The organism is Kordiimonas lipolytica, from assembly GCF_042651265.1.
In the GTDB taxonomy this organism is placed as follows: Bacteria; Pseudomonadota; Alphaproteobacteria; order Sphingomonadales; family Kordiimonadaceae; genus Kordiimonas; species Kordiimonas lipolytica.
Genome location: NZ_JBHSCR010000003.1, coordinates 233,111 through 257,132 on the forward strand (window position 1 = coordinate 233,111; position 24,022 = coordinate 257,132).

Annotated in this window: 21 protein-coding genes; 12 read left to right on the forward strand and 9 right to left on the reverse strand. The window is 57.3% G+C overall.

What is annotated here, in order from left to right; all coding sequences use genetic code 11:
• Positions 1 to 5 precede the first annotated feature (5 nt).
• The gene (gene astD, locus ACFO5Q_RS05310) at positions 6 to 1,484 is read left to right on the forward strand and encodes a succinylglutamate-semialdehyde dehydrogenase (RefSeq protein ID WP_068149617.1); all 1,479 of its coding nucleotides are present in this window, start codon (positions 6 to 8) and stop codon (positions 1,482 to 1,484) included.
• The gene (gene astB / locus ACFO5Q_RS05315) at positions 1,484 to 2,818 is read left to right on the forward strand and encodes an N-succinylarginine dihydrolase (protein WP_068149613.1); all 1,335 of its coding nucleotides are present in this window, start codon (positions 1,484 to 1,486) and stop codon (positions 2,816 to 2,818) included. Before astD ends, astB begins: the two co-directional genes overlap by 1 nt.
• A gap of 95 nt (positions 2,819 to 2,913) precedes the next feature.
• Here the strand turns inward: astB and ACFO5Q_RS05320 are convergent, their stop codons facing one another.
• Complete coding sequence (locus ACFO5Q_RS05320; protein ID WP_068149611.1) at positions 2,914 to 3,522, reverse strand: PAS domain-containing protein; 609 nt, start codon at positions 3,520 to 3,522, stop codon at positions 2,914 to 2,916.
• 427 nt (positions 3,523 to 3,949) lie between these two features.
• Between ACFO5Q_RS05320 and msrP the strand changes: the two genes are divergently transcribed.
• Complete coding sequence (msrP, locus tag ACFO5Q_RS05325; protein WP_068149605.1) at positions 3,950 to 4,912, forward strand: protein-methionine-sulfoxide reductase catalytic subunit MsrP; 963 nt, start codon at positions 3,950 to 3,952, stop codon at positions 4,910 to 4,912.
• A gap of 153 nt (positions 4,913 to 5,065) precedes the next feature.
• Positions 5,066 to 5,698, forward strand: coding sequence for a protein-methionine-sulfoxide reductase heme-binding subunit MsrQ (locus tag ACFO5Q_RS05330; protein ID WP_068149906.1), 633 nt, complete (start codon positions 5,066 to 5,068; stop codon positions 5,696 to 5,698).
• A gap of 158 nt (positions 5,699 to 5,856) precedes the next feature.
• On the opposite strand, the gene ACFO5Q_RS05335 is transcribed toward ACFO5Q_RS05330, so the two are convergent.
• The 4 genes from ACFO5Q_RS05335 to ACFO5Q_RS05350 form a co-directional block, all read right to left on the reverse strand.
• Positions 5,857 to 8,181, reverse strand: a complete 2,325-nt coding sequence (locus ACFO5Q_RS05335) for a TonB-dependent receptor (protein ID WP_082719956.1) — start codon at positions 8,179 to 8,181, stop codon at positions 5,857 to 5,859.
• 133 nt (positions 8,182 to 8,314) lie between these two features.
• A complete protein-coding gene (locus ACFO5Q_RS05340) occupies positions 8,315 to 8,635 on the reverse strand; it encodes a 2Fe-2S iron-sulfur cluster-binding protein (protein ID WP_068149599.1) in 321 nt (106 codons plus the stop codon).
• A 7-nt stretch (positions 8,636 to 8,642) separates the two neighbouring features.
• Complete coding sequence (locus ACFO5Q_RS05345) at positions 8,643 to 9,887, reverse strand: NAD(P)/FAD-dependent oxidoreductase (protein WP_068149597.1); 1,245 nt, start codon at positions 9,885 to 9,887, stop codon at positions 8,643 to 8,645.
• Positions 9,888 to 9,973: 86 nt separating this feature from the next.
• Positions 9,974 to 11,023, reverse strand: a complete 1,050-nt coding sequence (locus tag ACFO5Q_RS05350; RefSeq protein WP_068149593.1) for an AraC family transcriptional regulator — start codon at positions 11,021 to 11,023, stop codon at positions 9,974 to 9,976.
• 118 nt (positions 11,024 to 11,141) lie between these two features.
• Between ACFO5Q_RS05350 and qhpR the strand changes: the two genes are divergently transcribed.
• Together qhpR and ACFO5Q_RS05360 are read left to right on the forward strand one after the other, a co-directional pair.
• The gene (gene qhpR / locus ACFO5Q_RS05355) at positions 11,142 to 12,152 is read left to right on the forward strand and encodes an AraC-like transcriptional regulator QhpR (protein WP_068149590.1); all 1,011 of its coding nucleotides are present in this window, start codon (positions 11,142 to 11,144) and stop codon (positions 12,150 to 12,152) included.
• A gap of 96 nt (positions 12,153 to 12,248) precedes the next feature.
• A complete protein-coding gene (locus ACFO5Q_RS05360; RefSeq protein WP_068149901.1) occupies positions 12,249 to 13,082 on the forward strand; it encodes a type 1 glutamine amidotransferase in 834 nt (277 codons plus the stop codon).
• Between the two features lie 93 nt (positions 13,083 to 13,175).
• Here ACFO5Q_RS05360 and ACFO5Q_RS05365 read toward each other — a convergent pair whose 3' ends face one another.
• Positions 13,176 to 14,075, reverse strand: coding sequence for a DODA-type extradiol aromatic ring-opening family dioxygenase (locus ACFO5Q_RS05365; protein WP_068149588.1), 900 nt, complete (start codon positions 14,073 to 14,075; stop codon positions 13,176 to 13,178).
• A gap of 174 nt (positions 14,076 to 14,249) precedes the next feature.
• On the opposite strand from ACFO5Q_RS05365, the gene ACFO5Q_RS05370 reads away from it, so the two are divergent.
• The 3 genes from ACFO5Q_RS05370 to ACFO5Q_RS05380 are packed head-to-tail and all read left to right on the forward strand — an operon-like array spanning position 14,250 to position 18,323.
• Complete coding sequence (locus ACFO5Q_RS05370) at positions 14,250 to 15,530, forward strand: cytochrome P450 (protein ID WP_068149584.1); 1,281 nt, start codon at positions 14,250 to 14,252, stop codon at positions 15,528 to 15,530.
• An 18-nt stretch (positions 15,531 to 15,548) separates the two neighbouring features.
• On the forward strand, positions 15,549 to 16,844 hold the full coding sequence (locus ACFO5Q_RS05375; RefSeq protein WP_068149581.1) for a type I glutamate--ammonia ligase: 1,296 nt from the start codon (positions 15,549 to 15,551) through the stop codon (positions 16,842 to 16,844).
• A gap of 18 nt (positions 16,845 to 16,862) precedes the next feature.
• Positions 16,863 to 18,323, forward strand: coding sequence for an aldehyde dehydrogenase (locus tag ACFO5Q_RS05380; RefSeq protein ID WP_068149578.1), 1,461 nt, complete (start codon positions 16,863 to 16,865; stop codon positions 18,321 to 18,323).
• 85 nt (positions 18,324 to 18,408) lie between these two features.
• Here ACFO5Q_RS05380 and ACFO5Q_RS05385 read toward each other — a convergent pair whose 3' ends face one another.
• Both ACFO5Q_RS05385 and ACFO5Q_RS05390 read right to left on the reverse strand, forming a co-directional pair.
• The gene (locus ACFO5Q_RS05385) at positions 18,409 to 18,741 is read right to left on the reverse strand and encodes a DOPA 4,5-dioxygenase family protein (protein ID WP_068149574.1); all 333 of its coding nucleotides are present in this window, start codon (positions 18,739 to 18,741) and stop codon (positions 18,409 to 18,411) included.
• Positions 18,738 to 19,541, reverse strand: a complete 804-nt coding sequence (locus ACFO5Q_RS05390) for an acetoacetate decarboxylase family protein (RefSeq protein ID WP_068149572.1) — start codon at positions 19,539 to 19,541, stop codon at positions 18,738 to 18,740. Before ACFO5Q_RS05390 ends, ACFO5Q_RS05385 begins: the two co-directional genes overlap by 4 nt.
• 169 nt (positions 19,542 to 19,710) lie before the next feature.
• Here ACFO5Q_RS05390 and ACFO5Q_RS05395 point away from each other — a divergent pair, with 169 nt between their 5' ends.
• Positions 19,711 to 20,595, forward strand: coding sequence for a fumarylacetoacetate hydrolase family protein (locus tag ACFO5Q_RS05395; protein ID WP_068149569.1), 885 nt, complete (start codon positions 19,711 to 19,713; stop codon positions 20,593 to 20,595).
• A gap of 10 nt (positions 20,596 to 20,605) precedes the next feature.
• Positions 20,606 to 22,030: an aldehyde dehydrogenase family protein gene (locus ACFO5Q_RS05400; RefSeq protein ID WP_380084311.1), complete on the forward strand. Its 1,425-nt coding sequence runs from the start codon at positions 20,606 to 20,608 to the stop codon at positions 22,028 to 22,030.
• Positions 22,031 to 22,051: 21 nt separating this feature from the next.
• On the opposite strand, the gene ACFO5Q_RS05405 is transcribed toward ACFO5Q_RS05400, so the two are convergent.
• The gene (locus ACFO5Q_RS05405) at positions 22,052 to 23,242 is read right to left on the reverse strand and encodes an MFS transporter (RefSeq protein ID WP_068149563.1); all 1,191 of its coding nucleotides are present in this window, start codon (positions 23,240 to 23,242) and stop codon (positions 22,052 to 22,054) included.
• Positions 23,243 to 23,424: 182 nt separating this feature from the next.
• Between ACFO5Q_RS05405 and ACFO5Q_RS05410 the strand changes: the two genes are divergently transcribed.
• Positions 23,425 to 23,991, forward strand: a complete 567-nt coding sequence (locus tag ACFO5Q_RS05410) for a phosphohydrolase (RefSeq protein WP_068149560.1) — start codon at positions 23,425 to 23,427, stop codon at positions 23,989 to 23,991.
• Positions 23,992 to 24,022 lie beyond the last annotated feature (31 nt).

Genomic DNA, 24,022 nt, shown 5'->3' on the forward strand with positions numbered 1-24,022 from the left:
TTGTCATGACACATTTTATTGACGGTGCCTGGCTTGAGGGTGCCGGTGAAGAATTTCGTTCCGTGAACCCTGCAGACGGCGAGGTCATCTGGACCGGCCGTGAAGCGACGGCCGACCAAGTCGACGCGGCAGTAAGCGCCGCGGCGCGCATGGCTGACACCTGGGCTATGACGCCGTTCGAAGACCGTGTCTCGATCGCTCGTCGCTATGCCGAAATTCTGGTTGAGCGCAAGGCGGAGCTGGCTGAACTGGTGGCGAAGGACGCAGGCAAGACCCTGTGGGACGCCACCGGCGAAGCCACAGCCATGGCCAACAAGATTGAGATCAGCCTCAAGGCCTATGACGAGCGCACAGGCTTCAAGGAAGCGGTGAACGGCGCGATCCGGTCGAAGCTGGCGCACCGGCCACACGGCGTGATGGCGGTCTTTGGCCCTTATAATTTCCCCGGTCACTTGCCAAACGGCCATATTGTACCGGCGCTGATCGCGGGCAACACCATCGTGTTCAAGCCCAGCGAGCTGACGCCAGCCGTGGCAGAGCTGATGGTGAAATGCTGGGATGATGCAGGACTACCGAAAGGCGTGCTCAATCTGGTGCAGGGCGGCCGCGACACGGGCGCGGCGCTTATCGCCAACAAGCATATCGACGGCCTTCTGTTTACTGGCAGCGCCCGTACCGGGCAGATCATCGCACGCGAACTGGTGGACCGACCGAATGTCATTCAGGCGCTGGAACTTGGAGGCAACAACCCGCTGATCGTCCATGAAGTGGAAGACCATGCCGCAGCGGCAGTGATGACGGTGCAGAGCGCCTTTATCTCAAGTGGCCAGCGCTGTACATGCGCGAGGCGTTTGATTGTGCCGGTTGGTGCAGAAGGTGATGCTTTTATCGACACGCTCACCCGCGCGATCGACGGCATCACCGTTGGTGCCTGGAACGATGACCCGCAGCCCTACATGGGGCCGGTGGTCAGCGGCCATGCTGCGAATAATGTTCTGAAAGCGCAGGAAGCGCTGGAAGCTGCGGGCGGCAAGGTGATCCGCCGGGTTGAGAAGCTTGCGCGCGGCGACGCATACCTCACGCCAGGCCTGATGGATGTGACAGATGTAGCTGACCGCCCGGATGAGGAAGTCTTCGGGCCGTTCCTGCAGCTCATTCGCGTGCCGGATTTCGAGAGCGCCATCCGTGAGGCTAACAACACCCGGTTCGGGCTGGCCTCTGGCCTGATTTCAGACAACCGTAACAACTATGACGCCTTCTACCCGCGTGCCAAAGCCGGGATCGTTAACTGGAACCAGCAGCTGACGGGCGCGGCCTCTACCGCGCCGTTCGGCGGCATTGGCCTTTCAGGCAACCACCGGCCAAGCGCCTATTATGCGGCGGACTATTGCTCCTACGGCGTGGCCACGATGGAGCAGGCAGAGGGCAAGGTTGCTGTGGGCGCGCTGCCAACAGGGCTCAATTTCAATGAAGGAGAAGGCTGATGGCTTGGCGTGAAGTAAATTTCGACGGCATCGTTGGCCCCACCCACAATTATGCGGGGCTTTCCTACGGCAACGTGGCGTCGGCGAAGCACAAGGGCATGGTGGCGAACCCGCGCGAAGGCGTGCTGCAAGGTCTTGAAAAGGCAAACCATTTGCAGTCCCTGGGTATGACACAGGGCGTCCTGCCACCCCATGACCGGCCGCACCTGAAGACGCTTCGAGACCACGGCTTCACCGGCTCTGACGCCGAAATGCTGGCGGCTGCCTGGAAGGCAAGCCCGGCGCTAGTAGCCAATATATGTTCGTCAGCAACCATGTGGACGGCGAACGCGGCGACCATTTCGCCGGCGCCCGACACGGCGGACGGCCGCACGCATTTTACGCCTGCAAACCTGGCGGCCATGTACCACCGGTCCATCGAGGCACGGGTGACGGGGCGGATATTGAAGGTGATGTTCCCGGAAGGTGAGCGGTTCAAGCACCATGACCCGCTTGTCGGCGGCACCCACATGGGCGACGAGGGCGCGGCCAACCACAGCCGCTTCTGCGCTGATTACGGCGAGGCCGGTGTGGCGCTTTATGTCTATGGTCGGGGCGCGTTCGAGACGGCAGCAGACCTCACATACCCGGGGCGCCAAACCGAGGAAGCAAGCCGCGCCATCGCGCGCATGCATGCGACACGCGGCGATAAGACCTTGTTCGTGCGGCAGAATCCGGCGGCGATCAACGCCGGCGCCTTCCATAATGATGTGGTGGCGGTGTCGAACAAGAATGTGCATTTCTACCACGAGCAGGCGTTTGAGAACCCGGACCAGCTGGACCGCGATATCCAGGCGGCGATGGGCGATGTGGAGATGCAGTTCGTGCGCGTACCCGCCAGCGCAGTGCCAATTGCGGACGCGGTCAAGAGCTATCTGTTCAACAGCCAGCTTATTTCGGCACCGAAACGAGAAGGTATGACACTGATCCTACCGACGGAAGTTGCGGAAACGCCATCCACAAAAGCCTATGTGGATCAGCTGGTTAGCTCTGGCGGGCCGATTGCCCACGCGGACTATCTGGATGTGCGCCAAAGCATGCGTAACGGCGGTGGCCCGGCGTGTCTGCGCCTTCGCGTGGCCATGTCTGACGATGATATCAATGCCATGGGATCGAACAGCATCCTTGATGACGCGCTCACGGAAACGCTGAAAGCCTGGGCGAACAAGCATTACCGTGACCGCCTTGCGGTTGACGATCTGGCGGACCCGCAGCTGATGGAGGAAAGCTTCAGCGCACTGGACGAGCTGACGCAGATCCTGAAGCTTGGCAGCGTCTATGATTTCCAGCGTTAAGCGCGCCTTGGAAAAGGGCACAGCTCAGTAAAAAAAAGGCACACGGCGGGCACACTGGTTGTGCCCGTTTTGCTGTTGGCGGATGGTCGGTGAGTTTAGCCGCGCGGCGCTGGCGGATGCAGCGGACCGCCCAGGCTCAGTTGGCCTGCTTTTTCCGGCGGCGGCGTACCGGCGCCAATGTCGAAGAAATGCCGTTCCACCAGACGGGTGCGCCGGAAACTTCTGCGGCCGAATTGCGCCACCAGGTCATCGCCTTCGATTACCACCCCTGTGCCGACAAAATAGACGACCTTGCCGAACGGGTCGAGGAGCGGTAGCTGGATGGTACGATAGACGAACGGCACATCGGCGAAATTGATCATGCTGCGCGTGATCATGCCGGCGCAAGGCTGGTCGCGGAGCGCTTTATAGTAGGTGCGTTCGTCTTCAACCAGTTCCTCTGGCGTCATGTCGAAAATATTTGTCCCCGTCATGTCAATGCCGATATGGCGGTCCAGCACGGTACCAGCCTGTACGACCCGCAGGACTTCGCTGTCTTCCCATTCGCTCAGGAATACTTCGGAAATTGACCCGTTAATCTGGGCGGAAGAAAAGTCGGATCGCCGGGGGCAAACCTGTCCTTCAGGGCGGGGCAAATTCAGCCAGAATTGAACAAGCTGTTGCGTTGCCTTCGAATGTTGCAGCTTTTCGAGCGCGTCAGTCATCCAGTTACTGGCCTTTAAACCCTAAACTTGAGGCCAAATCCATTGGCGAAAGTCACAATTCCGTCAAGTGCCCAGTGCAGGGCGTGCCGCAAGCCTTCTTGGCGCGGTACAGGCCAAAACGTGATTGAATACGGCCCATCCCCGCATTTTTCCACGATGTCGACCCCTCGACAAGTGACCAGATAGTTAGCGAATGAGGGGGTATTTGCAAGCCTTTTCAACCAAAAGAACACATGTTTCGCCCTTATTTTGCGTTGCCTTGGTGCATCCGTTGGCCCCCGCTGCGCGTAAAGCCAGGGGTGTTTTGGTTTTGTGTTGCGCAAATACAAAGGATTTCCCGGCTCGCTCACGCCGCGTGCACCAAAGCGTGACTGGACCGGATCAAGACCTTTGCTAGATTTAAGCTAAGCAGAAACCGGAGTATGGCATGTTTATCAAGCGGACAAAAAGCTGGCACTTGAGCGAAAGTGAAGTCACCCCCGAGGCGGTCTATCTGGACCGGCGGCGCTTCATGACGGGCGCGGGCGCGCTTGCGGGTGCGGCAGCACTTGCGGGCACAGGAGCACTGCAGGCGGCGACAGAGCGGCAGCTCAAGACACTGGCGCACACCAAAACTGCCTTTGACCCCGGCGAGACGCTGACGCCATATGACGCGGTGACCAACTATAATAATTATTATGAATTCGGTACCGGTAAGGGTGACCCGTCGGAGAACGCCTGGCGGCTGAAGGTTGCGCCATGGTCGGTGAAAGTGGACGGCATGACCGACAAGCCGGGCGATTATGCGCTTGAAGACCTGATCGACTATTCGGCACTCGAAGAACGCATCTACCGGCTTCGCTGCGTGGAGGCCTGGTCGATGGTGATCCCATGGCTTGGCGTGCCGCTTTCGGGTGTCCTCAAGAAGGTCGCTCCACAGTCGGGCGCCAAATATGTTGCGTTTGAAACGCTGGCGGACAAGGGCCAGATGCCGGGCGTGAAAAGCTTCTTTAACGTGCTCGATTGGCCTTACCGCGAGGGGCTTCGGATGGACGAAGCGATGAATGAGCTGACCTTCCTGGCCGTGGGGCTTTACGGCAAGGAACTGCCGAACCAGAACGGCGCACCCATCCGCCTTGTGGTGCCGTGGAAATACGGCTTCAAATCCATCAAATCCATCGTGCGCATCCATTTCACTGACAAGGAACCAAAGACCAGCTGGAACATGTCCGCGCCATCGGAATATGGTTTCTATTCGAACGTGAACCCGCGCGTGAGCCACCCGCGCTGGAGCCAGGCGTCCGAGCGCCGCATTGGCGAGTTCGGCAAAAGGAAGACGCTCATGTTCAATGGCTACGCGGATCAGGTGGCGCATATGTATGACGGCATGGATTTGGCGAAATATTATTGAATAGTGTTGTCGTCATTCGCCGGCTTGACCGGCGAATCCATGCGGTAAGAGCGTGGCGTGGACTCGCCGATCGGGTCGGCGAGTGACGATTGGGGTGGGCATGGCCAGAAATATGACCAGAAATATGAATTGTCGAAAAGGCCGGATGTCTTGATGCAGATTTTTAGTGTCCCAAACCTCAGGCGCTTTGGCAAACCACTGGTGTTTGCCGCCTGCCTTATCCCGTTCGCCTGGCTGGCCTTCAACTGGTGGCAGGCGTTTGCGGGCGCGCCGCACGACCTGGGGTTCAACCCAAATGAGACATCCAACCGCTTTTCGGGCGACTGGGCGCTTCGGTTTCTGTTGATTTCACTCGCGGTAACGCCGCTCTCGCGCGTGCTTAAGTCGCCAAAGCCGATCCTGTTCCGGCGCATGCTGGGGCTGTTCGCCTACTTTTACGTTTGCACCCATATCCTAAGCTACCTGTGGCTGGACCTGTTGTGGGACTGGGCAGGCTTGTGGGCGGATATCATCAAGCGGGTTTATATCACCGTGGGAATGGCCGCTTTCCTCATGCTTACCCCCATGGCGATCACAAGCACCAAGGGCATGATCAAACGCCTGGGCGCGAAAAGGTGGCAGCGGCTTCATAAGCTTGTGTATGTCATCGCCCCTTTGGCCGTGATCCATTTCTTCATGATGCGCAAGGGCTTCCAGCTTGAGCCGCTTATCTACGGCGCGATTTATCTGGGCCTGATGGCGCTGCGGTGGAAGCGAAGGGGCGGCAAGAGGGTGAAGGCCGCATAGTAGGCTGGTAGTTTTCGACCCAAAGCGGACGTTTGAGCGATGAACATTCAGACGCGGCTGGATATCCGCCCTTCGCCAGAAGCGGCCGCTGTTCCTTGTGGGATCAGCGGCCGTCTTGATTGTCATTAGGGGCTCCCCGCACATGTGCGGGAAGAGGCTTAGTTCCTCAGGGTGAGCTGGATTCCGAACCAGCGTGGCTTGCCGAAGAACTGCTGGTTGAAGCCCGCAATGGCACCAAAATCGAATGTATAGACCCGGTAGTCGGTGTTGAAGAGGTTCTTCACGAAGCCGGCCACCTCGATGGTGTCATCGTCATTTCGGTAGGCGATGCGGGCATCAACGAGTGTGTAGGCTTCTTCACGCGACTGTGGGCTGTTGGTGATATCGAAATAGTGGGCGCCCTGGTGGTTGAAGCTTACGTTCCCAGATAGATAGCCTTTGAGGGACTCAACCGGTTTTTCATACTGGATGAAGCCGCTGGCCGTGAACTTGGGTGCAAGCACAGGGCGGCGGTCAGGCAGGAATTCACCGTTAACGGATACTCCGTCAACGTTGGCATCCAGGAAGCTCGCTGCCAGTTGCATGCTCAGGCCGTCTGTCGGACGGGCACCAATCTCGATTTCAGCGCCCTTGTAGGTGGCATCTGAGTTGGTGATCACCTGCGACAGACCCTGGAACGTCAGTGCCTGGAAGTCTTTATAGTCATAGTAGAAGGCTGCGGCGTTGACCGATACTTTCCCGCCTTCGCTTGACCATTTTACACCGGCTTCATAGGACGTCAGGATTTCCTCGTCATACGGAATCTGGCTGGTCTTGATGCCGTCTGTGGCGTCAGAGAAGCCGGCATTGAAGCCGCCGCTCTTGAAGCCCCGGCTTACGCTTGCATAGAAAAGCGTGTTGTCGTTTGGCGTGAAATCGATACCGATCTTGCCGGAAAGGTTGCTGGCATCAATGTTGTTCAGGTCGCCGACTGCGCCCGCATCCAGGTCAGGGATGCCGGTTGCGTTGTTGTTGCCACCTGTGCGGAAGTCCATCCAACTTTGCATACCGAGAATGCCGCCGAACGCATCGTTCAGCAGATAGCCGGAGGGCATATCGTTCAGATATTCCATGTCCTTGTCTTCGCTGCTGTAGCGCAGGCCGCCTGTCAGTTTGACGGTATCGCTCAGGGCATATTCGACCTGGCCGTAGCCAGAGATGGACTGGGTGTTCTGCTCATAGTTCACGTCATAAAGGATGGCTGGGAGCAGAGCATCCGGGTCGGCTGTCGCGAGTGACGGAGTGCCTGCACCGAGGAGGCCGTCAAAGACCGTTGGGTCGCTGTCCAGGAACTGGGCGAAGCCGGCAAACCAGTTCACTGCCAGTTCAAGGTCGCCTTCAACCTTGGAATCAAAGAAATAGGCACCAACTGTCCAGTTGAAGTCGTTGTCGCCGCCACTGAGCGTGAGTTCCTCGGTAAAGACTTTGATGTTTGAGGCAAAGGTTGGCTCGATACCGGCATTCGGGCCGACATCGGTGTCCTCTTTGTGCAGCTTTTCAGTCTTGCTATAGGAGAGGATGTTGGTCACATCCACATTGCCGAATGTGTCGGTATAGGTTGCCGAGCCGCCCCAGGATTCGATGTCCAGAACACCTTCGCGGCTATAATCGCCTGCGAAATTATCGCCGTCAGTGTCGGCATAGCCATAAATGTCGGCGACGCCGTCAGATGCTTCATGCTGATACTGCGGTGCTACCGTGTTTGAGGACGCATAGTTGCCCTTGAGAAGCAGCGACCCTGTATCGCTGAGGTCGAAATCAAGCTGGCCGCGAAGGGCGTAGCTGTCTGCCTCGTTTGCATCCTTGCCAATCCGGTTTTCAACATAACCGTCATAGCTTTTCCGCGCCACAGAGAGGCGGCCGCGGATGCTGTCAGAAAGCGGGCCACTGACGGCGCCTTCAAACGACAGCTCGTTGTGGCTGCCATAGGTGAGTTGGCCAAAGGCCTCAAACTCATCAGTTGGTTTCTTGGCAATGAAATGGATCAGGCCGCCGGTTGCGTTCCGGCCATAGAGCGTACCCTGGGGCCCGCGCAGCACTTCGACGCGCTCCGTGTCAAAAAGCTGGAAGGTCAGGCCAGGTAGGGCAGCCATATAGACGCCGTCTTGATAGATTGCGATCGGGGCTTCGTTGTTGTCGTTGAAGTCATTCAGCCCCACACCGCGCAGCGTGAAGGAAGGGTTGTTGCCTTCACCTACTGGAGTGCCGATGTTCAGTCCGGGCACTTGGGCCGCAACATCGACACTGTTCGTGAAGCCAAAATTCCTGAGTGACTCGCCGGAAAATGCTGTAACAGATACCCCCACATCCGACAGCGACTGGTCCCGCTTCTGGGCGGTGACCACGATTTCTTCAAATACCTGCGCTTGCGCCATTTGTCCGCCGGCTACGGCGTAGACTATTGAACATGAAGCAAGCAGGCTTGCTTTACTAAGACGTTTCATATGTGCTTCCCCTAACAACGGTCTCCACGGCGAAGGTCATCTATCGCCTACGTTGAAAGGGATATATTAGCTAGGATCACTCAGCCGCGATTGGCAATACCGGTCAAAAATGATCCTAGCCCTTGTTCAGCATTCAATATTGGCTTTCAGGCGCTGTCACTCGCAGACCTTCAAGGTCCGGGGATACTTTGATCTGGCATGACAGGCGCGAGTTTTCCTGCCGGTGTTCGTTAAATTCCAGCATGGATTCTTCCATTTCGCTCGGGGTGCCCACCTTGTCCATGAAAGCGTCATCCACATAAACATGGCATGTGGCGCAGGCACAGGCACCGCCGCACTCGGCCAGGATGCCGGGCACATCATTGTTGATCGCCGCATCCATGACGGTATCGCCGTCCTCTGCGTCAATGATCCGTTCTTCGCCGTCAGGGCTTACAAAGGTAATTTTCGTCATGGTCTTCTCACTTCTGCTGCAGTTTCTTGACGATGCTCATCATCGGCTCATCCGTTTCTTCCAGGTGATGCCGCTTGAGCGGGATTGATAATTTCAGGACTTGTTTGCCAGCCATGAAAGACTGTGGGTCGTTGATAGCGTCGACCGCGATGAAGCGGTCGCTTTCAAAATAAAAGACGGCAAAGCGACCGACTTCGATATCGCCGCGCACGACCGTGTGGGTGTGGCCTGTGAACAGGCCTGCTGTCTGGATTTTGATGTCATACTGGTCTGACCAGAACCAGGGCGGGTTATAGCCGGGGCGTTCGGCCCCAAGAATATGGGCCGCCACAATATCTGCCTGGTCGATGGCGTTGGGCACGCTCTCCAGGCGCAGTTTCTGCGGCTGGCCCTGAAGGGGACGCATGCTGCAGTCGCCAATAGCGTAAATGCGTTCGTCGCTTGTCCGGCTGTCTTCATCGACGATGATGCCGTTGCCGCACTCAAGCCCGGCCTCTTCTGCCAGCTCCTGGTTCGGAAGTACGCCAATGCCCACAAGAAGAAGGTCCGTTGCAATGTCACGGCCATCGGCAAGCTTGACCGCAGTTAGTCGGTCATCGGACGATACATACTCGGTCACTTCCACATCGCACAGGATATTCACGCCGTGATGCCTGTGCAGGCGCAGGAAATAGTCTGATATTGTCTCGCCGGTTACACGTGCCAGCAGGCGCGGCATCCGTTCAAGGACAACCACGTCAATCCCCATGCCGCGCAGCACGGCCGCGGCCTCAAGCCCGATATAGCCGCCCCCCAGCACGGTGACATGCTTGAGATCAGAAAGGCGTGCCTTCAGTGCTTTTGCGTCCTCAAGGCCCCGAAGTACCTGAACATTCTCAAGGTGTGCGATGCTATCGAGCATACGCGGACGTGAACCGGTGGCCAGGACCAGCCGGTCATAGTCATGGCTTGTGCCGTCCGCGCAGGTGACGGTTTTATTCGCACGGTCTATGCCGGTTACGCGCGTGTTCAGGCAAAGGCCGACATCCTTGTTCTCGTAAAATGAGAGCGGCTTGAGGAATAGCTTTTCCTCGGCCAGGTCGCCTTTCATAAAGGCTTTGGAAAGCGGTGGCCGCTGGTAGGGAGGCGCAGACTCCTCGCCAAGCAATGTGATGGGGCCGGCGTGGCCCTTCATGCGCAGGGTTTGGGCCAGCTGGATCGCAGCCTGCCCAGCCCCCACAATGACGATCCGGTCTTTGGATGCAAGCGACATAAGACGGTCTCCTTATCTTCCCCAAGGGTGATAAGGGATTGTCGCAGGCCCTGCCGTGCAAATCCGGCCAAAGAGATGGGCTGTGTCTAGAGGCCGGAATTCTCGCTTTTCGGAAATTCAGACGGTGTGATGCCACCCGACCAGCGCGTGAAAGCGCGGCAGAAACTTGAGGAATCGGCAAAGCCGATAATGTGGGCAACCTGAGTGACAGTCATATCCGATGTCGAGAGATATTCCTTCGCAAGGCCGAAATTCCTTTCTTCCAGCAGATCGGAAAAACGCACGCCTTCGCTCTTCAATTTCCGATACAGGCTGGCTTCAGAGAGGCCAACATGGCGAGCCACCTTCTTTGCCGTGATGGGAAGGGGAATGCGCTGGCCGTACAGGACGTATCGGACCTGGTCTGACAGTGTCTTGATCTTGTTGAAGCTTGCCTGTTCTTCGTCCAGGTATGCTTTCAGGATAGGCGCCAGGCTCGAATCCAGGATTTTGCCTGTCATGTTCAAATGCTGCGTAGGGATGACCACGCTGTTTACCTCCTGGTTGAAGTGAACCGGCACCTTGATGCGCTTTTCATATTCGCGGCGATCCATTTGTGGGGAATGACGGAAGTTGACGCTAAGGACATCGATCTTGTCTTCGGCGAAAATCTTGATCATGCGTTTCGTGAGGGTCAGTGAAAACTCCACGTCCTGGATGCACTTCAGCTCATCCACATGCATGATCTGGTAAACCCAAGCGGTCTCATAGTCGTCTATAACCAGATGGGCGTTGGTCACGCCCTGTAGCAAATTCATATAGTGGCACATATTCAAGAAGGCTTCGTGAATGGTGGGTGACGACAGAAACAGGAAGCCGACGGCACCCAATGTTTCAGGCCCGGCCGTGCGGGCCAGGTCCACCCCTAGCAATGGATTTCCGGCATTGACTGCCGCTTTTTCCATAAAATTCATCCAACCCTTTAGGGGGATTTCCCCATTGGTCAGATCGACGTCATGTTTGGAGATGCCAACCTCTGCCATCAGTTGATCAGCGTCGATGTCGTTTTCCTTCAGGGGGGCGCGCAGGCTTCGGATAACAGATGACCAGATATGTGGTTCTTGCTTAATTTTTTGTAATTTTGCTGCTTCCAACATCTGGCAAGGGTCCAATTCTTTCGCGTGATAGAGATTATCATAATATTGATAGAAATTGACAAGCGCAAGATCGGCTTTCCCATCATCGTCTGATCCAGAGATGAAACGGGGAAGCGAAATGAAAAACTCCTTTGTAAACGCCTCGGCCGTGGCCGACTGGCAAGGCGTTCTGGCCTCACGCGGGCTGGACGCAGGAAACTTTGGTAACCTGTCTTTGAAAGCGTCTGACCACAGCGAGGACGGCGGCTCTCTGGTTGTGGACCTGAAAGAGTTTGTCTCCTTTCTTGAGCAGGTCGGGCAGGTAAAAGACAGTGCGGGCCTGTCGTGGGCCGTAGGGCATGCCTCCAACTATTCCAAACGGGGCTATGCTGGGCGCGCTGTCCTTGGGGCAAAGAACCTGGGAACGGCTTTCAGCCGTTTGGCGCAATATTACCCGCTGATCCAGGATGATACCCAAGTAACCTTCGATGTGGGCGAACAATGGTCCACACTCAGCTACCGTATTCTGGACCCGGATATCTGGCCGCGGACCGAAGATGCGCTTTATTCGCTGGGCATTTTCGCAACTTTCATCAAGTCGGCCGCGCCAGATGCCTGGCATTCGGTTGAGATGTTTGTTGAATGTGACGCCGAGACCATCAAACGGGATGTCAGCGACATTGTGAAAACCAACGTCGAATACAAAGCTGAAAGCAATGGTTTCCGCTTCCCGACCAGCCTTCTGAACAGGGAACTTGATCTTTTGCCGGCGGTGGATGGTGATCATATGAAAAGATTGTCGCGGCTTCTGTCAGAGCAGAAGCGCCGTATGCCTGCAAGCGACCGGACCCGGCAGAAGATTTTCGAGGGGCTGAGTAAAGGCAAGGTCAACCAGGATCATATTGCCCTTGAACTTGGCATGTCCCGCCGGACCCTGCGGCGCAAACTTGCGGGCGAGGGCGAATCCTTTCAGTCGATCCTCGATGAGTGCCGGATGCGCGCGGCGTCGCTTGAGTTCAAGATCTGCAAGACGCAGTCGTTGTCCGAAATGGCGCTCAAGCTCGGATATTCGGAACACAGCACCTTCTCTCGCGCGTTCATGCGCTGGGCCGGCATGGCGCCACAGCAGTTCAGGCAACTGGCTTCGTAAAAACTAGAATGTCCTCCCAAAATGTCCTCAATGGCAAAGCCCGCGCAAGCGGGCTTTGCTATATCTGCACCCCGGATTTTTTTGAAAGAGGCGGAAATGCCCCATCTATTGCTGCTGGAGGGAAACCCCAGGAAAGTCCGCGTGCGCGCAGACAGTATCGGCGTGCGTGCCGCAAGCCAGGTGTATGCGGAAGCCATTAGCGCCCATTTCCCTGACATTGAAATGACGGTCCTGAATGGTGCTGACAAGGACGCCGCCTTGCCGGAAGGCGCCAGCTTCGACGATTTTGACGGCATGGTGATCAGCGGCTCCAGCCTGCGCGCGTTCGACGATACATTCGCGGTCAGAAACCAGATCGAGATCCTGAAAAAGTTTGGCGAAACGGGCAAGCCCGTGCTTGGCAGTTGCTGGGGGCTTCAGATTGCCGCCATTGCCGCCGGCGGCACGGTGGAGGCCAGCCCGAACGGCCGCGAGATCGGTTTCGCGCGGAAAATCCTGCTGACTGATGCGGGCAGGGAACACCCTTATTTCCGCGGCAAGCGGCACACGTTCGACGCGCCCTGCATCCATTATGACGAGGTGACAAAGCTTCCCGCGAACGCGACGCTTCTATGTACCAACCGCCACAGCGAAATCCAGGGTGCGGTGATACCTGTTGGGCGGTCCGAGGTCTGGGCGGTCCAGTATCACCCGGAGTTCGATCTGGAACAATTGTCCATGCTTTTCCGGCTGTATAAGCAGGACCTGCTGGAGCAGGATTTCTTCCACACGGAAGTTGCTGCGGATGGCTACCGCGCCCAGATTGATGCGCTGATTGAAAATCCATCCAACAAGGCCATCGCCTGGCAGCTGGGGATCGACGAAGATATTCTTGACCCCCACATCCGGCGGGCTGAGATCATCAATTGGGTGACCCACTGCCTGCGCTGATGTGTTGTTCGGCGACAGGTTACCAGCAAAGAAAAAAGCCGTGAAGGGTATTCCTCCGCGGCTTTTCATTTTCTTTTTGGAATGGCTGAAGATTTAGGACTCGTTGTTGTCCAGTCCGTTCCAGCCGTCTTCCGGGCGGTCGAACCATACGTGTACCTGGCTGGTGCCGACAGAGTTTTCATATTCGCTGAATTGACGCCCTTTTGCCCGACAGTTGCGCGCGCCCAGTGCGCCCACCATCATCAGGTAATGGCCAAAGCCGCCTTCAGGTCTGTGCCTGTAATAGTCCCCCATGGTGTCGATGACTGCGGCGTGGTTGCCTTCCTTGAACCAGGCCAGGCGTTCATAGTCTGCCTCGCGGGCTTCTGCGGAGAAGACAAACTCAGGGTTTGCGGCTTCATATTTGCCGATGCTGATGTCCCGGAAGGGGCGGAACGTATGACTCATGGAACCGCTGGCCAAAAGGACGACCCTGCGGTCCGATTTTTCGATGGCGCAGCGGATGCCTTCGCCAACCGACAGATAGTCATTGGCGTCCGCAGACATGCACACGCCGACACTGAGCCACGCTTCATCCTTCTTCAGGTGATGGGCCACATTGACGGTACCATAGTTGATGGGCAGGTAAGGGTCGTCGATTGCGGTGCAGCGGGTGCCGACGCCGTTTACTTCCCGTTCAATCAGCAGGGCAAGCTCAGGGTCGCCCTTCAGGTCGTAAGGAACCTGGCTCATGCCCCTCGGCAGTTCCTCCGATGTGAACTTGCCGGTGCGGCGTTCATGGGAGGTAACAATAAATTCGATCAGCGTTGCCCAGTGCGTGTCAAAGACGATCACAGCGTCTGGCTTCAATACGTCCAGCACCTCTTTCCTGATCCGCTCCAGCCCCTTGATAAGGGTGGTGTCTTTGCCATCATAGATTTCCAGACGATCTTCGTCCGGTGTCATGATGGTTGGTACATGCGAGACGAGCCCTGCACCCACGATTTCGCCCATGGCGACCTCCTAAATGATTAAATTCTTCTCTCTAACAATACTCATTTCCCGGGACTTCGGTACCAGGGGGGCTTACAATGTCCACATCTGCCAAGATGCTCCGCCTGCCAGCAGATAGTCTGATGGAAATTGGAATGGTCGGTGACCTATCCCCATAAAGACAAGGAATGGGCAATGAGCAACGCTTGGCAATATCCGTTTTCGCAATCCGAAGATTCAAACGTCGATCTATCATCACTTGATGCCTTCAATCAGGGCGCACCCTACAAAACCTTCGAGCGCATGCGCGGCGAAGGCGGTGTAACCTGGACTGAAGAGACCGGCGGGCGCGGTTTCTGGTCGGTCACCAGCCATGAGCATATCATGAAACTGAACCGCCAGCCTGATCTCCTCAGCTCCGCAAAGGGTATCCGGATCGAGGACCAGTCCGAGGAAGAGTATGAAGCACGCAAAACCTTCCAGGAAACGGATGCCCCGCAGCACACCTACTTCCGGATGCTGGTGAACAAAGCCTTCTCCCGCAATTCGGTGGCCCAGTTTGAAGACCAGATCCGGGAAATCACGGGCAGCCTTATCGATAAAGCGCTTGAAAAAGGTGAGTTCGATGCCACTGAAATGATCGCTCGCCAGTTGCCCATGCGTATGTTGGGGCAGATTATCGGCGTGCCGGAGGAAGACCTTGGGTGGCTCGTGGAAAAGGGCGATGCCCTGATCTCAAACTCCGACCCTGATTATACCGATTTCGTCGTCGACAAGGTCGATACTGAAGAATACCGGCTGTTGCCGTTCCGGTCGCCCGCGGCTGTTGAGCTGTTTGATTATGCCAATGATCTTCTGAACCGCATGGAAGCGGGCGAGAGCTTCGGTGTGCTGAACCTCGTACTTGGTGAAACCAAGGGCGGCACCAAGATGACTCATGATGAATTCCGCAATTTCTTCTGTCTTCTGGTGGCGGCGGGAAATGACACAACGCGCTACAGTATCGCGGCCTCCATCCACGCCCTGGCGAACCAGCCGCATCTTTTCCAGCAGATCAAGGACAACCTCGACAATGAAGAGTTCATGATTTCCGCAGCCGATGAGATGATCCGCTGGGCGTCGCCGACCACGCACTTCCGCCGGACGGCCACCAAGGATTTCGAATATGAAGGCAAGCAGATCAAGGAAGGCGACAAGATCGTCCTTTGGTTTGCGTCTGGCAACCGCGACCCAGAGGCTTTTGATGAACCCTTCACGCTTAATCTTGAGCGCAAGCCGAACCGCTTTGTGTCGTTCGGGCAGGGCGGCCCGCACGTGTGCCTTGGTATGTGGCTGGCGAAGCTTGAGGTGCGGATCGTTCTTGAGGAACTGGCGCGCCGGGTTGCGACCATCGAGCAAACCAAGAACCACGACTATCTGCGGTCAAACTTTATTCTGGGCCTGAAGCGCCTGCCTGTTCGCATGACTGCCGTCTAAATCAAAAAGGGGTTCAACATGAATACGCCTGATGCCATGAGCCGTGTAAGGGTTCTGTTTTCAGACCAACTGAACCTGGCGCGCGGTAAATATTTGCCAAGTGCTTTTGCTGAAGGCGGGCATGCCCGCTTCTGCGCTGGTGCCTATGCCGTGACTTATTCGCGTGATCTGATCGCAGCACCTGGGGCAGGCGTTGAAGGGGGGCTGCCGGATATTGAAGGCGTCTTTGATCCGAAGTCGCTGCGCGATGGGTGGGAGCCCAACACGAAGATTGCCTTGGCGGACATCCGTGACGCAAACGGCCCGAGCGGGCTTTGTGGTCGCACCGCGCTCAAGAATGTCATTGCCAAGTGGCAGGCGCGTGGCTTGACGCCCATGATCGGCCTTGAAGGTGAAGCCTTTATCTTCCAGCGCGGTGAAGACGGTGGCTGGGTTCCGTATGACACGCCGGGCGCCTTTGTTTATGGCACCGGCCCCTTCACAGACCCGGCCGGTTTGACGGATGAGGTCTGGGCGGTGGCACAGTCCATCGGCCTGAATGTGGAATCCTTCAATGCCGAATATGACAGCCCGCAGTTCGAGATGACGCTCGGGTACACCGATGCGCTTGCGGCGTGCGACAACTTCTTCCTGTTCCGAACCATGGCGCGGGAGCTGATGTACAAGAAGGGCTACCTCTTGAGTTTCCTGCCCAAGCCGATACCAGGCCTTGCGGGCAGCGGCCTGCATGTCAACATCAGCTTCCTCAATGAGAAGGGCGAAAATGCTTTCGCGGGCGGCACAGACAAGGACAACTTGTCTGATCTGGTGAAGGGCTGTATTGCCGGCCTCATACACCATCATGAGAGCATGTGTGGTATTCTGGCGCCGATTGTGAATTCCTATGAGCGCCTGACCCCCGCAAGCTTGAGCGGCTATTGGGCGAACTGGGGCTATGACCACAGGGGTGTCGCGGTGCGTGTGTCAGCCGAAACGGGCAAGGCCGCTCGCATCGAACACCGGGTGGGCGACTGTGCGGCAAGCCCGTATTTTGCGGTGGCGGCGGTCCTGAACGCAGCTCTTCTCGGGGTTGAAAAAGGGTATGACCTGCCGCCTGCCGAAACCGGTGATGGGCTTGAGAGCGTCAACACGGAGCGCCATGTGCCGACAAACCTGACCGACGCCCTTGATGCGCTCAAGAATGATACGACCCTCACAGCTGCTATCAGCCAGCTGATGATCGACAACTATATTGCGATCAAGGAAGCGGAAGTGAAGGAACTGGACGGCAAGGATGCCGCGGGCCAGTTCGATTATTACGGCCACTATATCTAGGCGACGAGGAACCATACGATGAGAGACAGATTTACCGTTGGCCATGTATCCGTATCGCCCGATCATTATATCGGCGGGGAACGCGTGTCGTCGCCCACGACCTTTGAGACGCGAAGCCCGATGGACTGGTCGATGCTGCTTGGCAACATCTCACGCGGGGACGCGGACACCGCTGAGCAGGCCGTGGCGGCGGCCGAGGCGGCATTCCCTGCCTGGGCAGCACTTTCGCCCAAGGAACGCGCCGCCTATATGCACCGGCTGGCGGACCTGATTGACGAGCATAAGAAAGACATCGCGACGGTCGAATGCCTTGATATGGCCATGCTGCAGGAAAGCCTTGAACTGCGGCTCGTTCCGCGTGGCGCCTTGAATTTCCGAAACTATGCAGACCTGGCGGTTGAGCACGAAGAACGTGTTTGGGATAGCAAGGGAACCCACAACAGGGTGATCCGGATGCCTGCAGGACCGGCCGTGATCATCACGCCGTGGAATGCGCCTTTCATGCTGTCGACCTGGAAGTGTGCGCCAGCGCTTGCAGCCGGTAACACGGTGATCCTGAAGCCTGCCGAATGGTCGCCCCTGTCGGCCAGCGTTCTCGCTGACCTGATCGATAAGGCCGGGTTCCCGCCCGGCGTGTTCAACATCGTTCAGGGATTGGGGAGCGAACTGGGCAACCATCTGGTCAACGACCCTCGAGTGAAGCGGATTTCCTTCACCGGTTCGGTGCCGACCGCCCGTGTGATTGGTAGGGCAGCGGCGGAAAACATCGTGCCCTTTACTGCTGAGCTTGGCGGGAAATCCTGCCTTCTGGTGTTCGCGGATGCGGATATCGATGCAGCGGCGAAGAGAGCAGCGGGCCAGTTTGACGATAGCGGGCAGGTCTGCATGGCGGGCACGCGCATCATCGTGGAAGAAAGCGTGGCGGCGGAGTTCGAAGCCCTGTTCCACAAATATGCCGACCAGCACGTGATGGGCGACAGCCGCGATGCGGACACCACAATGTCGGCGATGATCCACCCTGTGCATGTGGACCGTGTGCTGGGCTTTATCGACCGCGCACGCGCCAATGGCGATGATATCGTCCGTGGCGGCAAGCTCTACAAGGAAGGCGGCCTGTGGGTCGAGCCCACGTTGATCAAGCCGAAAAGCAACCAGTCTGAGGTCGTTCAAAGCGAGATCTTTGGTCCCGTCCTCACGTTCCAGACGTTCAAAACCGAAGAAGAGGGCGTGGCGCTGGCGAACTCCACCGTCTACGGCCTTTCAGGCATTATCTACACCGGCTCGCGCGAGCGTGCCGAGCGCGTTGGCCGTGCGGTCCGGGGCGGTACCGTGTGGGTGAACACCTTCCTGGTGCGTGATCTGACGGCGCCCTTCGGCGGCATTGGCCAGAGCGGCCTTGGGCGCGAAGGCGGGCATTATGCGCTTGAATTCCATTCGGATCTCAAGACGCTGCAGATCCTGGAAGGGTCTACAAGCTAGTTTCGGGCTTTCACTTCCTCCCCTTCCTAGCGGCCCGAAATGATTGGGCGGAGCGCCAAACATGGCTCTCCGCCCATTTGCTTTTTCACTGGAAGATGTTGAGCTTTAGAGGGTGCGGCGTGCCCAGCCAGAAACAGCCGTCCGTATGGTCGGCCAGGTCATCGCCGGTTACCGAATGGATGAGGACGGACAGACCCTGCCGGTGATGGTCCAGCCAGGGAAGGACTGTTTCAAGTTTGGGGAGGGGAATGATCAGTTGGCAGCTGGGCTTTGAATGCGGGCCGACTGGCTTTTGATGAACCCGCCCCATCTGAAGCGAAAACTTTTCGGCTGCCCTGCGGCAAACGTTTGTGGCAACGTGCGTCATGCCCACATCAAAATAGACATGGGCATGACAGATGCTGGGGTTAGTTATCACCGAAAGTCAGGCAGTGTCTTGCGGGAAAGAGTGGTGCCGGCCTTCCAGGAAACGCCCACTTCGTGCCAATAGCCGGCGATCTTCTCAACTATTGGCAGGTCAACCAGTTCCTCGACCGGTGACGGGAAATACGTCAAGTCGAAATCGCCCATGAAGCAACGCCCCATCTCGCCGTCAAAGCCGGACATGGTCACCACTTCGGAAAGGCTGTCGGTGCCATTGGTCTCAATCGCCGGATACCAGCGATTGTGCGCCATCGGCAGGCCATTGACGAAGCCTGGCTTTTCGGCTTCTTCCGTAATGGTGAAGACACCTTCCGCCAGCCGCCGGTCATAAGCCGCCAGCGTTACGCCGAATTTGCCACCAGCTTCAAGGCGCGGGCCTGCTTTGCCAAGGGTAACCGGGCGGCTCATGTGAATGGAGCCCAGCTTCTTGGGGTAGCCCTGGTGCTGGCCGCGCAGGATGGCAAAGTCCTTATCAACCCAGATAAAGGCGCAGCGGGAATAATGCTTGCCCTTGTACTTGCACCGGATCACGATGAACATTTCCTTGTATTGGCACCGCACGGGGTCAAGGATTTCATTGAAATCGTCTGAGCAACTTTGCCAGTCTGCCCAGATGGCAGCAACAGCGCCCGGATCGTCGTCGGCTAGCTCGAACCCTTCCGGCAGAAGGGCTGCAACAGCTTCCGGGTGTGTGCGATATTCCAGGGTGATCAACTCACCGGAATAGTGCCATGGCACCGGGGGCAGGATCGCCGATTTGCCGGACTGTGTCCGGGGATAGTAAAAACCAGTCATGTGCATTCCCTTGTATTTGGAACTGAAACTTCGACTGCAACTATCCCTGAACTTCCGGGGGCTGGCTACTGGGGGGACTGTTTTTGTCCTCATTAGCCAAGAAAGTGGGAACAGGATCGACTTAAGGTAAGCTTGAATTTTTATCTCTGTCCCGACCAAGGTGAAGAAAATGACAACTGAGTATCGCAAAATTCTGCTGGACGGTTACCCGATTCTGACAACGCGTGACGGCGACTGGCTGGTGGCCAAGGATGGCAGGAAAGTGCATGTGGACGAGGCCGTTCATCTGCCGCCTGTTGCCCCCAGCAAGATTATCTGTGTGCACCTGAATTACCATAGCCGGGTAGATGAGTTCATGACCAAGCTTGGCAGCTCGCCAACCTATTTCCACAAGCCGCTGACGGCCCTCAATACCCACAAGGGCGACATCGTGCGGCCGAAGCGTTGCAAATACCTGAACTATGAAGGTGAGATCGCTATTGTCATTGGCAAGCACTGCAAGAATATCTCGCCCGATGAAGCCGGTGACTATATCGCGGGCTATACCGTCGCGAACGACTATGGCCTTCATGACTTCCGCGATACGGATGCCGGCTCCATGCTGCGGGTCAAAGGCTCTGACACGCTTTGCCCCTTGGGCCCCGGCCTTGTGGAAGGGTGGGATTTCAAGAACAAGGTGATCCGTACCATCGTGAACGGCAAGGTGGTTCAGGAAGACAATACCGACAACATGGAATGGGACATGCACTATCTGGTGGCCGATATCGCGCGTACCATTACGCTGGAACCGGGCGATGTCCTCTTGTCCGGCACGCCCGCGAACAGCCGCCCGGTCCAGCCCGGTGATGTGGTTGAAGTGGAAGTCGAAGGCCTTGGCAAGCTGACGAACCGCATTGTTGAAGGCCCGGCGCCAATCCGCGATGATGTTGGCGCCCAGCCAACGGAATCGGAAGAGGTGATTTCCACAGCCATGGGTGGCGACTGGGAGCACCGCGGCAAGCGCGCAGCTGGTGGCCAGGGCGCCAAATTCTACAAATCCAAGCTGGAGGATTGACCCAATGCAGCTGCCTGACGCCACCCGCTTCTATGTTGATGGTGCCTGGTACCAGCCCGGGGGGTGTGAAACCCACGCGGTGATCAACCCCGCCACCGAGGAATCGGTGGCGGAGATTGCATTCGGCACAGCAGCGGATGTGGACCGGGCAGTCGCGGCCGCCAAAGCCGCGTTCCCGGCTTTCGCGCGCACAAGTGTGGCAGAACGCCGGGAGCTGCTTGAGGCCATCAACGCCAAGCTGATCGAGCGCAATGATGAGATCGCTTACGGCATATCGCAGGCGATGGGTGCGCCGATGGCCTTGGCCAAGGGCGCGCAGGCGCCTTCCGGGCCCCAGCATTTCGGTCAGGTCATCAGGGAGCTGGATAGCTTCGCTTTTTCAGAAAAGCTTGGTACCACGACGGTCAGGCATGAGCCTATTGGGGTTTGTGCCCTGATCACGCCTTGGAACTGGCCGCTTAACCAGATCGCGACCAAGGTGGCACCGGCGTTGGCCGCCGGCTGCACCATGGTGCTGAAACCTAGCGAGCTCGCGCCGTTTGACGCGGTGATCCTTGCCGAAGTCATGCATGAAGTTGGTGTGCCGAAGGGCGTGTTCAACCTGGTGCATGGGGATGGTGTCGGGGTTGGTGCCCCGCTCACCAGCCACCGGGACGTGGATATGGTTTCCTTCACGGGCTCTACCCGCGCGGGCGTCGCCATTTCCCAGGCAGCAGCACCTTCCATCAAGCGGGTGTCGCTGGAACTGGGCGGCAAGTCCGCGGCCATCATCTTGCCCAGCGCAGACCTTGAAACGGCCGTTACCAAATGCGTTCAGGGCGTGATGGACAACAGCGGCCAGTCCTGCAACGCCAGAACCCGCATTCTCGTTCCCAATGACCGATATGAAGAAGCGGTGACGATTGCGGTGAAAGCTGCAGAGGCGCTGAAGGTGGGCAACCCCGATGAGGATGTCGACCTTGGACCCGTCGCCAACAAAACCCAGTATGGCCGGGTTGTCAGCATGATCGAAGCGGGCATCAGGGAAGGGGCTACATGCCTCACGGGCGGCCCTGACCGCCCGGCAGGGCTTGACCGGGGCTATTTCGTAGCTCCAACCCTGTTTGGTGATGTGCGCCGGGATATGACAATCTTCCGCGAAGAAATCTTCGGGCCTGTTGCTGCCTTGATGGGCTACGACAGTAAGGAAGAGGCGATCGAGATTGCCAACGATTCAGATTATGGCCTCTCTGGTGCCGTATGGGCGGAAAACCGGGAAGAGGCTGTCGCTGTCGCGAATGAACTGAGGTCCGGTATGGTCCACATCAATGGTGCAGGGCTTGATAGCGCCGCACCGTTCGGTGGCTACAAGATGTCCGGCAATGGGCGGGAATGGGGCCGATACGGCCTTGAAGAATTCCTGGAACTCAAATCCGTTTACGGTGCCAGCGCATAGGCTGGCACCGATCCCATTTTCCTACGCTTCTGCTGATGTGTGATGGACGCGCAGAACTTTCTGGTGCGCCATGATGGGGATGATCAGAAGCACATACCCGACAATAAAGAACAGCACGCTCGCAAGCTCGACTGCGAAAAAGTTGCCATCGCCGACTACACGCGATGCGATATAGGGGCCGATGGCAAGCCCGCCCATCTGGATCGCCAGCGCAAAACTCATCACGCGTCCGCGCACGTCGAAATCAGCAATGGCGGCCAGAATGAAGGGAAGCACCTTGTTCCAGGCCAGGTTAAAGCCGCAGACGGCCACCAGGTAAGTCACGAAGGTAACGCCAGGCATCAGGAGCGCGATAAAGGCCGCCCCACCCAGCACGCCCAGGGTGATCGGCCCAAAGCGGCCAAACACCTTGGCGGAAATAACAACGGCGAGGATGGCACCCACTACGCCAAATACCTGCGAGATGAACATGGCATTGGCCACGGCCTGTTCTTCAAGGCCGCCAGAAAGCCCGATCAGGAACAGATAGGCCCAGGCGATACCCTGGCTGATATTGTAGGCCAGAAAACCCAATAGCGTGGGAAGCAAAAGCTTCCAGCGCATGGGCCCGCTTGGTACTTCAATTTCCTCTGCCTTCTTGGGGCCTGACGGCATGAAGGGCAGGGCGAACAGGGCCATCAGGGCTGCAACGCCGAACGCGATGAACAAGCCGTTGATGCCGATACTGTCCAATAGGTACGGCATGAACAAGAGGCCTAGTGCACCATAGGACAAAAGCACGGTCAGATAGATGCCCAGGTTCCTGTCTGTTCTTGTCGTCAGGCCAATGGCAGAGAAACTGAGCGAAATCAGCCCTCCGTGCCCGAACCCAGCGACGAACCGCGCTTGTGACAGCTGTTCCATCCCGTCCGCATTGGCGGAAAAATAGTTCCCCACTACAGCGATCAGGGCAAAAAGCGCGAGGCTCGTACGCCAGTTCACCCGAAGGCTGGCAATCGCGAGTACAATGGTGGCGCTCGCAACACCAAACATTTCCATGGCCGCCAGTTGTCCCGCAGCCTCTTCGCTCAGGCCAAGCACTTCAACGAAACCGCCAACCAGCCCCGGCTGGATAATGAAGGAGATGTTGGCGGATATGCTGAGGAGGACCGCAGCTGTAATAGACGATGTGCGATCAGGATCGAAATCCGATCTGGCTCGAAAAAGGGACATTCGCGGGCTCCGGTTGTTTTACGTTTCCAAACGTCGTCGATACTGGCCCGGAGATCATGGCATTTCCGGTCAATTTTCGCCTTAGGGCGTTGATCGTACCAGTTTGGCCGCGTCTGCAAAGTCATCAGATGGCTGGTGCAGCTAGTCTGCGGCGAAGACATTCTCAAGATACAGGGGCTGGCATGACCGGAGAATTGCAGATTATCACGGAGTCTGAAGTGGTGGAGGCGCTGCTGCAGGAGCTTGCTCCTGTAATCGGCGACGACCTTCCGGGTTACCGAAATCATATCTACCGCGTGCTGACCTATAGCCTCCATTTTCTGCAAGGGGATGAAACCCACAAGAAGGCCGTTGAGGTTACCCTTGTGTATCATGATATTGGCCTCTGGACTGACAATGCGCTGGCGTATCTTGAGCCTTCAGAACAGGCGGCGCTGGCAGCCAATGCAGAACACGGCTGGGGTCTTGATGAGGGGCTTTTGCGGGCCATCATCCATTGGCACCACAAGATATCCGCCTACAAGGGGCCGAATGCTGACGTGGTGAATGCCGTCAGGAAGGCGGACTGGGTGGATGCCACCAAGGGCAAGGTCAGGCATGGCCTCAAGCCTGCGCAGGTTGCGCGGGTCAATGAGGCGTTACCCGCCCTGGGTTTCTATGACACATTGGACCGTCTTGCCACCGACCTGGCCGGAGGGTCAAAAATACGCGGGCTTTTGACCGTTCTTCTGAAAGTATATAAATTCTAGACCACAGGTGCACCGCTACGGGCAAAGGAAG

Bases quoted from the DNA above. Each gene is read 5' to 3' on its own strand.
- ACFO5Q_RS05345 (WP_068149597.1), bottom strand. From the start codon at position 9,887: ATGTCGCTTGCATCCAAAGACCGGATCGTCATTGTGGGGGCTGGGCAG.
- ACFO5Q_RS05390 (WP_068149572.1), bottom strand. From the start codon at position 19,541: ATGACTGGTTTTTACTATCCCCGGACACAGTCCGGCAAATCGGCGATC.
- ACFO5Q_RS05410 (WP_068149560.1), top strand. From the start codon at position 23,425: ATGACCGGAGAATTGCAGATTATCACGGAGTCTGAAGTGGTGGAGGCG.
- qhpR (WP_068149590.1), top strand. From the start codon at position 11,142: ATGAAAAACTCCTTTGTAAACGCCTCGGCCGTGGCCGACTGGCAAGGC.
- ACFO5Q_RS05395 (WP_068149569.1), top strand. From the start codon at position 19,711: ATGACAACTGAGTATCGCAAAATTCTGCTGGACGGTTACCCGATTCTG.
- ACFO5Q_RS05330 (WP_068149906.1), top strand. From the start codon at position 5,066: ATGCAGATTTTTAGTGTCCCAAACCTCAGGCGCTTTGGCAAACCACTG.
- ACFO5Q_RS05350 (WP_068149593.1), bottom strand. From the start codon at position 11,023: ATGTTGGAAGCAGCAAAATTACAAAAAATTAAGCAAGAACCACATATC.
- msrP (WP_068149605.1), top strand. From the start codon at position 3,950: ATGTTTATCAAGCGGACAAAAAGCTGGCACTTGAGCGAAAGTGAAGTC.
- ACFO5Q_RS05360 (WP_068149901.1), top strand. From the start codon at position 12,249: ATGCCCCATCTATTGCTGCTGGAGGGAAACCCCAGGAAAGTCCGCGTG.
- ACFO5Q_RS05375 (WP_068149581.1), top strand. From the start codon at position 15,549: ATGAATACGCCTGATGCCATGAGCCGTGTAAGGGTTCTGTTTTCAGAC.
- astB (WP_068149613.1), top strand. From the start codon at position 1,484: ATGGCTTGGCGTGAAGTAAATTTCGACGGCATCGTTGGCCCCACCCAC.
- ACFO5Q_RS05365 (WP_068149588.1), bottom strand. From the start codon at position 14,075: ATGGGCGAAATCGTGGGTGCAGGGCTCGTCTCGCATGTACCAACCATC.
- ACFO5Q_RS05335 (WP_082719956.1), bottom strand. From the start codon at position 8,181: ATGAAACGTCTTAGTAAAGCAAGCCTGCTTGCTTCATGTTCAATAGTC.
- ACFO5Q_RS05320 (WP_068149611.1), bottom strand. From the start codon at position 3,522: ATGACTGACGCGCTCGAAAAGCTGCAACATTCGAAGGCAACGCAACAG.
- ACFO5Q_RS05340 (WP_068149599.1), bottom strand. From the start codon at position 8,635: ATGACGAAAATTACCTTTGTAAGCCCTGACGGCGAAGAACGGATCATT.
- ACFO5Q_RS05380 (WP_068149578.1), top strand. From the start codon at position 16,863: ATGAGAGACAGATTTACCGTTGGCCATGTATCCGTATCGCCCGATCAT.
- ACFO5Q_RS05370 (WP_068149584.1), top strand. From the start codon at position 14,250: ATGAGCAACGCTTGGCAATATCCGTTTTCGCAATCCGAAGATTCAAAC.
- astD (WP_068149617.1), top strand. From the start codon at position 6: ATGACACATTTTATTGACGGTGCCTGGCTTGAGGGTGCCGGTGAAGAA.
- ACFO5Q_RS05405 (WP_068149563.1), bottom strand. From the start codon at position 23,242: ATGTCCCTTTTTCGAGCCAGATCGGATTTCGATCCTGATCGCACATCG.